Below are 7,161 nucleotides of genomic sequence, written 5' to 3' on the forward strand. Positions count from 1 at the left end.
CCCCCACCCACCGCTTCACGTTGAGACGCATGCGACGCATGGGGCCTAGAGCAGGTCGTCCTTCCAGGGGCCCGCCACCTGCACCGTGCCCGCGGATTCACGGGCCCAGATGGAGGAGTCGTACATCGCCTCGGCCTCCGCGGACGGCAGGGTGAAGCTGCCCGCGGTCACCGCGCGCACCGCGTAGACGAGCTTCTTCGTCTCGTGGGCCTGCAGCGTGCCGAACGCCTCCATGCGGTCATCGCGCACGTTCACGTAGTCGGCGGCCCAGAGCGAATCCGCGTCTACCCAGTCCACGCTGCCGCCGCGTCCCAGGCGGGCGTTCTCAATCTCCCAGCCCGCCGGCAGCCGGTCCACCAGGGCGATGTTCTGCACGCGCTCGGCGCGGGTGTTGGTGACCTCCAGCTCCACGTAGATGAGGTCCGCCAGCTTCACCGGCTGGGCCTTGAGGTCCAGCGTGGTGCCGTCCAGCGAGCGCCAGGTGCGCTTGAGCGTCAGCCCCTCTCCGCCCACCTTCACCTCGGGCGTGGTGCGCACGCCCTCGCTGTTGAGGATGAGGTAGACGTTGCCGCCGCCCTTCTCCTTCAGGTCCAGCGTCATGCTGGCGCGCTCGCTGGCGCGGGCCAGCGACCACGTGCGGTCCGACACGCGCGCGTCCTTCTCCGCGACGGGCGTCACCGTCTTGCCCGCCACCGTGAGCGTGGGCGGCGTGAAGCTGGTCGCCGTGCCCTGCAGCCGCTTGCCCAGGCCGGTGATGCCCCAGACCAGCTCCTGCGTGGAGTAGTACGCCGACGTGCGGGTCGACAGCGCCGTCGCCACCATGCGCGCCAGGGGCTCGCCCTCCGGCGCGTCGCCGAAGAGGTCCTGGAAGGTGCTGAGCGTCATCCCGCGCCGGCGCCGGTCCGAGTAGAACGACCAGCTGTTCTTGCGTTCATCCGTGATGGTGGACACGTCCGGGTTGCGCAGCTCCTTCTCGTAGCGGCGGTCGCCGGACAACCACAGCGCGGCCTTGAGCAGGTACAGGTCCTCCTGGTCCTCGCCGCTGAGCGCCGCCTTCTTCGCCGCCGTCTCCAGCGCGCTCACCATGGCCTGCGCCCGCGCCTTGCGCCCCTTGCCCGCCACCGCGAGCACGTAGTGCATGTACGCCTCCGAGTGCTGGCCGTAGTGGTCGTCCTGCCCCAGGCGGCCCTCCTTGCGGGTCAGCTCGTCGCCCATCCACGCGAGCGCGCTGTCCACGCGGTCCTCCGGCACCGGGTACTTCAGCTTGCGCGCGTCCAGCAGCATGTGCGTCGCGTACGCCGTGCCCCAGGCCACCGGCTCCGTCTGGCCCGGCCAGTACGCGAAGCCACCCGACGCCGTCTGCATGGACAGCACCCGGTTGATGCCCGACTGCACCATGTCCTCCACCTTCGCCGTGGAGACCAGCGTCGGGTCCACGCGCTCCACCAGCTGGCTCACGAACAAGAGCGGGCGCGTGGAGGACGTCGTCTGCTCGATGCAGCCGTGCGGGTAGCGCACCAGGTACGAGAGGTGCTGGAGCGACTTCGCGTACGGATTGTTCGTCACCCAGACGTTGGTGCGCTCCGTCGTGGGCACCCAGCCCGCGAGCAGCGGCTTCAGGTCCGTGGTGCCCTGCGCCAGCTCCACCTGTTGGATGCGGCGCTCACGCGGGCCCGCGGGAGACAGCGGTACATCCAGCTGCTCGCGCGACGTGTAGCCACCGCCCTCCACCGTCACCGTGAGCCGCGCCGCGCCCACGGACTGCACCGCGCGGCCCTGGAACACGAAGGTGCGGGACTTGCCGTCCTCCAGCTTCGCGCGGCCCTCGCTCTTGCCCTTGAGCTCCAAGGGAGACGCGCCCAGGCCCTCCGGCATCGCGAGCCCCGGCACCGCCAGCGCCTCCGAGGACAGCGACACCTTCACGTCCTGCGCCTTGCCGGACAGGTTGGTGACGAAGACGGGGATTTGAATCTCGTCGTTCTGGGTGAGGAAGCGCGGCAGCGTCGTCTGGAGCACCAGCGGGTCGCGCACCAGCACCTGCGCGCTGGCCCTGCCAATGCGCTTGTTGCCCGCCGTGACGACCATCACCCGCACGGCGCCCCGGTACTGCGGCAGCTTGAAGGGCACCTTCAGCTTGCCGTTGGCGGGCACCTCCACCACGCCGCTCCACAGGGCCACGGGCTTCACCGGCTGCACGCGGCCTTCGGCGCCGCCCTCGTCACCACCGGTGGAGCTGGAGTTGCCGCCCGGCGGCACCAGGAGCGCCCAGCCCACGGTCTCGTAGGTCTGGATGCCCAGCGCGCGCCGCGTGAAGATCTCCTTCAGCGGATCCGGGCTCTGGAAGCGCGTGAGGGACAGGATGCCCTCGTCCACCACCGCCACGGTGGCGAAGGTGGGGCCCTCCACGCCCTCCACCGCCACGTCCACGGTGAGCGTGTCGTTGCTCCTCACCTCCTTGGGCACCGTCAGCGTGACGGCCTGGGTGAAGTCCACCGGCTCCAGCGCGATGCTGCCCACGCCGAAGGCGCGGTCCGGCATGAACGCCTGGGCGGACTCCAGATGCGGGTCCTTCACCAGGAACGCGCTCACGTACACGTTGGGCGCGTACTCGGACGGCGTGAACGACCAGGTCACCTCGCCGGGGTCCACCTGCTTCCACGCGGTGGTGAGCACGCGGTCGGTCTCCACGGTGAAGAGGACGCGGCCCCGGTAGGGCGCCTTCATCTTCACGGTGAGGGCCTCGCCCACCTTGCCCTTCGCGGGCAGCGAGAGGTCCAGCGCCGTGGGCTTCAGCGGCCGCGGCGTCTGGTCCACGCGCGAGCCCTCGCCCCACCAGTAGTAGCGGCCGTCGCCTTCGATGGCCAGGTCCGTCTGGGTGTTGCCCGCGCGAGCGCGCACCAGGTAGCCCGCACCGTCGCGGCCCGGCAGCACCGTGGCGGTGAAGCGGCCGTTCTCCACCTTCGCCGTCGCCTCGCCCTCACGCTGAGGGCGCAGGTAGCGCTGGTAGCGCTCGTAGCCGGACTCCTCGTCGTAGTAGTAGCCGTAGTTCTCCTCGAGCAGCTGGTACTCCAGCTGCACCGTCTTCGGCGCCTTGTCGCCGGTGAGCAGCTGGCCGTTCCAGTCCACCACCACGCCCGTCAGCGTGAACGGCGTGGCCGCCTTCACCTTCTGCGTGTTGGCCTGGAGGCCCAGGTAGTACGCCTCCGGGTGCACGGGCACGGTGGCCTCTCCGATGGTGGAGCGGCCGCTGCCGGACTCGAAGACGCTGGCCACCGCGGACAGCCGCGCCGCGCCCTTCATGGGGCCGGACTGCGCCTGCGCCGGGCAGTTGAGGAGCACCTGCCCCTTCGCGTCGAGCGTGCCCTTCACCTGCCCCAGCGTGACGGGCCGGGGCAGGTTGCCGTCCTGGCGCCAGACGCCATAGGTGTACTGGGCGTTCTGCTTGGGCTTGAAGGCCACGGACTCCAGCCGGCACGTCATCTCCACCGGGCTGCCCTCCGCGGAGCCGCCGAAGAGGTACGCGGCCTCCACGCCCACGGGGATCTCCTTGCCCTGCACGTAGCCCGGCGCGGTGGTGCTGGCCGTGACCTTCATGCGCTCCGGGACGAACTCCTCCACGTTCACCGCGTAGGAGGCCACGTCGCGGTCCGCCACCTTGAGGCGCACCCAGTAGTGGCCCGTGTCCTGGAACGCCGCGAAGGCCTGATCAAACGCCACCAGGCCCGCCGTGTTCGTCTTCAGCGTCACCTTGCGGATTTCGCGCTCGCGAGGGTCGATGACGCGCACCTCCACCGGCATGCCCACCGGCGGCGCCAGGTTGTCCTGGCCGCGCAGCACCGCGGCCACGTGCGCCGTCTCACCCGGGCGGTACACGCCGCGGTCGGACCAGACAGAGGCGCGGTAGGGCTGCTCGGCGCGGTACGGCTCGCCCTGCACGTCCGAGTTGGCGATCTCCGTCTTCAGCTCGTCGTACTTGAGGTACGTGAGCTCGTCGCCCTTGCGCGCCACCAGCGCGAACGGCGCGCTGTCATCCACGCCCGGCGCGGGCACCTTGAGCTGGCAGCCGCCCTCGCCCTGCGTGGTGCAGCGGGCCACGGACTGGCCGCTCTTCTTGATGAGCGACACCTCCACGCCGGACAGCGGCTCGGTGCTCTCCAGGCCCAGGGCCCAGACCCACACCTCGCCGGAGTCCTTGGAGCCCACGGCGGGACCGCCGCGCTTGGCCACGAGGCTCAGGTCGGTGAGCAGGATGCGGGAGGCGGCCTTGTAGTCGCCGCGCTCGGCGAGGATTTCCACCAGGCCGCGCGTGTTCGCGGGGACCAGCGAGGCCACGTCGATGTACGTGGTGAGCAGCGCGTCCGGTGTGGACTTGAGCGGCACGTTCTTGCGCACCAGCACGTTGCTCGTGCGCTCATCGGCGCTCTCCGAGTAGTCACTGCCCATCCAGAAGACGAGGTTCTCCGGCGGCACGTTGCGCACCGTGAGGGTCACCTCCTCCAGGTTGAGGTGCTGCAGGGGCAGGTTGCGCCACGCGCTGCGTGGCAGGTAGCGGCCGTTGGCGTTGAAGCGCACCTGGGACTGGCGCGCGGGCACGGAGAAGCCGCGCGACCAGGCGCCCATCAGCGTGCCGCCGCCCACGGACAGCGTGCCCTCCGCGATGGAGAGCGTGTGCGGGCCGCGCTTGAAGTCACCGAAGATGCGGAAGCCGCGCCGCGACGGGGCCACGGTGAACTTCACCTTCGGCTTGAAGCGGATGGCGTCCTGGGCCACCGCGTCGCTCAGGCTGCAGCCCTTGTTGTCGTCATCGTAGTAGTACGAGTCCCACTGCTCGTCGGTGGGGCTGGCCGGGGCGTCCGCCGCCACGTCGCGGCAGCTCACCTCGTAGAAGTAGCCGCTGGAGCCCTCCTGGAGGCTCACGTAGGTGATGTCCAGGCGCTTGCCGCCGTTCAGCGGGAAGCTGCCCGTGGCCGCGGGCGCCTGCTCCTTGGAGCCCGTCCCCGCGGAGGTCAGTCCCTCGCGCAGCGAGAACTGCACCGTCGCGCCGGGCTTGAGCTTCGGGTGGGTGAGCGCCACGGAGAGGGAGTTGCGCGTGTCCGCGCGGGTGCTCCACTTCACGTCGCTGATGGCGGCGTCGCCCACGCGGAAGCTCATGCGCGAGCGCACGGCGGCCAGGTCCACCGGGCCGGAGAAGTCCACGTTCGCGTCCACGCGGCCCTTGGGGTCCACGCGCGTGGGGTAGACCTGGGAGAACTTGAAGGCGTAGGTCGTGAAGTTGTAGCGCCAGTCCCGGAACGACGCCGGCTGGACGATGCCCGCGTCGGTGTTCACCGCGTCCACGGACACGGTGTACGTCGTGCCGGCCGCGAAGCCCGTGGACGGCGTGAAGAGCAGCGACGAAGGGCCCGTCCACTTCAGGCTGCCCGCGACCTCCGGAGAGAACGTGACGCGGGTGCCCTCCACGCTCTCGTAGCGCGGGCGCACGGGCAGCGCGAACTCGATGACGACGCCCAGGGGCACGGAGTTCTCACTGGCCAGCTCGTGGATGACGGGCGTGAGCTTCGCGGCCTGCACCGGCGTGGGCTGGGACGGGGCGCCGGCGTCGGGCGCCAGGGCGGTCGGGGTGTCGCCGGGCGGCGTCTTCGCGGGCTCCTGCTTGCAGCCGGCGGCGAGCGCGCCCACGAGCAACGCCGGCAAGAGCCAGCGGGCACGGGGCGTGCGCGCGGCCTTCGGCGGGACTGCGGACTGCGGGGACATGTTTCCTCCAGGGGTGGCGGCGGAACCGATTTCATGCCGCGTGCCGCGCGTGGGGCCGTGGAGGCGCACGGGAAGTGCGGCCCGGCGACCACGTGCCGGCGCTCCCCCGTGCGCGTCCGCGGGCCCACAGGGTGTCCGGGCAGCCTCACTCACGGGTGGCCTCCGGACGCACGGGACGCGGGATTTCGCGGCGCAGACTGGCGGTGAGACACCTCAGCGGTCAACTGGGGTCCCTGCGACGCGCACCGGGGCGGTAGGGTGCGCCGCCATGGTGCTGCCCGTCCGATTCGTCCTCATGCGCCCGCGCAACGCGGAGAACCTGGGCGCCGCCGCCCGCGCCCTGAAGAACTGCGGCCTGTCCGACTGGGCCTGGGTGACGCCGGAGGTGGAGGACCTGGGTCCCGCCCACCGGCTCGCGGTGCACGCCGAGGACGTGCTGGGTGGGGTGAAGCGGCCGGACTCGCTGGACGCGGCGGTGTCCGACTGCGTCTGGGTGGTGGGCACCAGCTCCCGCAAGGTGGAGGGCAAGCGCCGCCTGTCTCCCAGGGCCGTGGGTGAGGAGCTGGTGGCGCGCGCGAAGCAGGGGCCGGTGGCGCTCGTCTTTGGCGACGAGCGAAGCGGCCTCACCAACGCGGAGGTGGAGCGCTGCCACGACCTGTCCGCGGTGCCCACCGCGCCGGAGCAGCCCTCCATCAACCTGGCGCAGGCGGTGCTGCTCTACGCCTACGAGGTCCGCATGGCGCACCTCGCGGACAGCGCGCCGCCGCCGGGCCCCCTGCCCCTGGCCGCCACGGACGCGGAGCTGTCCCGCGTGGAGGCCACGCTGGAGGCGCTGCTCACCACGGGTGGCTTCCTGGTGGACGAAAAGCCCGGGCGCACGGCGGTGAGGGATCTGGTGGCCCCGCTGCGCCGCTCCCGCCTCACGCGCAACGAGGCCCGCCTCTGGCTGGCCGCGCTCCATACCGTGCGCAAGCACTTCCCCGGCGGCGACGGGCCGCCCCCGGACGAGACCTGAGCAGGCAGGGGGTCACGCTCCCCCCCGCTGCGCCATGCCCGCGCGTCGCTACCTTTTCGGGAACCCCGACGGAAAGGAGACCTGCGTGAACCACATGCCCTATGAGTCGATGATCGTGGGAGGCAGCGAGCCCGGCCCTGGCCGTCAGGAGCCATTCCACGACGACACCTACGAGGAGCCCGGGCGCACGCCCGGGACGGCGGAGGATGGCGGGCTGGAAGAGGAGCCCCACCGCATGGCGGACGGCGACGAGCCGGGCCCGACGCCGGGCTCCGCCGAGGGCGAGGACCCCGACGAACCGGTCCGCCGCTAACTGAAGCGCACGCCGCCGCCCGAGCGCGGCTACAGTGCCGCGCCCATGGCTCGCAAGTCCGAACGGCCCCCCAAGACCC

3 protein-coding genes are annotated in these 7,161 nt (G+C 71.5%); 2 read left to right on the forward strand and 1 reads right to left on the reverse strand.

Going from position 1 to position 7,161, the window contains the following annotated elements; translation table 11 throughout:
- Positions 1-45: 45 nt before the first annotated feature.
- Positions 46-5,754: an Ig-like domain-containing alpha-2-macroglobulin family protein gene (locus D7X55_RS32365; RefSeq protein WP_121725079.1), complete on the reverse strand. Its 5,709-nt coding sequence runs from the start codon at positions 5,752-5,754 to the stop codon at positions 46-48.
- A gap of 268 nt (positions 5,755-6,022) precedes the next feature.
- On the opposite strand from D7X55_RS32365, the gene D7X55_RS32370 reads away from it, so the two are divergent.
- Both D7X55_RS32370 and D7X55_RS32375 read left to right on the forward strand, forming a co-directional pair.
- Entirely contained in the window at positions 6,023-6,769 is a 747-nt protein-coding gene (locus D7X55_RS32370) for an RNA methyltransferase (RefSeq protein WP_120551677.1), read from the forward strand.
- Between the two features lie 85 nt (positions 6,770-6,854).
- Positions 6,855-7,082 (forward strand): hypothetical protein, encoded by a 228-nt coding sequence (locus D7X55_RS32375; protein WP_407921804.1) that lies wholly within the window; start codon positions 6,855-6,857, stop codon positions 7,080-7,082.
- The last annotated feature ends 79 nt before the right edge of the window (positions 7,083-7,161 follow it).

The organism is Corallococcus sp. AB049A (assembly GCF_003668885.1).
In the GTDB taxonomy this organism is placed as follows: domain Bacteria; phylum Myxococcota; class Myxococcia; order Myxococcales; family Myxococcaceae; genus Corallococcus; species Corallococcus interemptor.